Origin of the sequence: Companilactobacillus nantensis DSM 16982 (assembly GCF_001435815.1) — a bacterium.
GTDB classification, from domain to species: Bacteria; Bacillota; Bacilli; order Lactobacillales; family Lactobacillaceae; genus Companilactobacillus; species Companilactobacillus nantensis.
This window is the reverse complement of record NZ_AZFV01000072.1, coordinates 1-1,679: the sequence shown is the minus strand read 5'-3', so window position 1 is coordinate 1,679 and position 1,679 is coordinate 1. Positions and strand designations below refer to the sequence as shown.

The following is a 1,679-nucleotide window of genomic DNA, read 5'->3' as shown; positions in this document are numbered from 1 at the left end:
GAGGCTGCTGAAAAAGTCCATTAGATATTTATAATACTGTTTAAGCATCCAGCTATGGGTGCTTTTTTGTTATAATCCACTTAATGAGGTAGATGATTATGCTAAAACGCCAGGAAGAATTGAAGCTTAGTCCTTATAGTTCTTTGTATGATGTTATTGTTCCTAAAGATAATGAACTTCGATTGCTACTTGAAATGGTAGATTTCGACTTTATTTATGATGAGATGGCAAGTAAGTATTGTCTGGACGACGGGCGAATCGCCGTCGATCCAGTCCAAATGTTCAAGTACCTTTATTTGAAGGTTCTCTATAATATTTCTGATAGAGATCTTATTAAACGTGCTAAAACTGATATGGCTATGAAATTCTTCCTTGGTCTAAACCCTGAGGATGATGTTATTCATCATAGTCTTCTAACAAAGTTCAGAAGACAAAGATTAAAAGATTCAAATATTCTTAATTTATTGATTTCTAAAAGTGTTCAAGTTGCTTTAGACAAAAAACTTATCACAAGCAATAAAATTATTATTGATTCAACTCATACTGCTTCCAACTACAATCAAAAATCACCTATAGAAACGTTGCGTGCCAAGTCAAAATTGGTTAGAAAAAATATTTATAAAGTTAACGAGGATATTAAATCTGAGTTGCCTGTAAAAAACGATACTAATGATTTAGAGAAAGAAAAAATATACACTGATAATCTGCTCAAAAAGGTTGAAGAACATCCTGAATTAATAGCTATACCTGCAATTGAACAGTCTTTTAATAGTCTAAAAGAAACACAGGCTGATATTAAGGAATATCAAGACTACTCTGAAGATGCCGACGCAAAGGTCGGCCATAAAACAAAAGACACTTCTTTCTTTGGATATAAGACACATATTGCAATGACAGAAGAGAGAATCATCACAGATGCGATAATAACCAGTGGTGAAAAAGGCGATGGACCATTCCTTCAAGATTTGATTGATAATACAAGAGAACGTAAGGTAAATGTAGATGCAGTAATTGGTGATAGAGCTTATTCAGGTAAAGACAATATCAAGGCAGCCGAAGAAAAGAATTTTGTTTTAGTTTCAGGACTCCACCCAGTGATGTCGAACGGATCCAGAAAAAAAGAAGATATGTGGGACTTCAATAAAGATGCTGGAATGTTTATCTGTCCAGAAGGCCATATAGCTATAAGAAAACGTCTTGAAATTAGAAAAGATCGTCCGAACTACAATCCCTCAATGAAATACTATTTTGATGTAAAAAAATGTAGAGTGTGTCCATTACGTGACAAGTGTTTTAAAGGGAAAAAAAGTAAGACGTATTCTGTAAGTATTAAAACAGATGCACATAAATATCAAAAAGAATTTGAAAACACAGAATATTTCCAAAAAAATATAAAAACACGTTATAAGATTGAAGCGAAGAATAGTGAAATGAAAATCAAACATGGTTACAGAACCACTCAGTCCAGTGGAATTGAGGCCATGATGCTCCAAGGGGCTATTACGATCTTTTGTGTGAATATGAAACGAATTCAGAAGTTAGATAAAGAAAAAAAGGAAAAATCGAATAAAGACTAAAGGAAATAGCACGTTAATTGGATAAAATCATCAATTAACGTGCTATTTTTTTGTTTCTGTGAATTATTATCAAAAATCACTATAGTTTTTCAGCAGCCTCGT

At 33.0% G+C, this 1,679-nt stretch carries 1 protein-coding gene; it reads left to right on the top strand.

From position 1 onward, the window contains the following. Positions 1-98 precede the first annotated feature (98 nt). Complete coding sequence (locus FD31_RS13720; RefSeq protein WP_057893323.1) at positions 99-1,577, top strand: IS1182 family transposase; 1,479 nt, start codon at positions 99-101, stop codon at positions 1,575-1,577. Positions 1,578-1,679: the final 102 nt, after the last annotated feature.

Excerpts from the sequence above, each read along its gene's own strand:
- FD31_RS13720 (WP_057893323.1), top strand. The coding sequence starts at position 99 with ATGCTAAAACGCCAGGAAGAATTGAAGCTTAGTCCTTATAGTTCTTTG.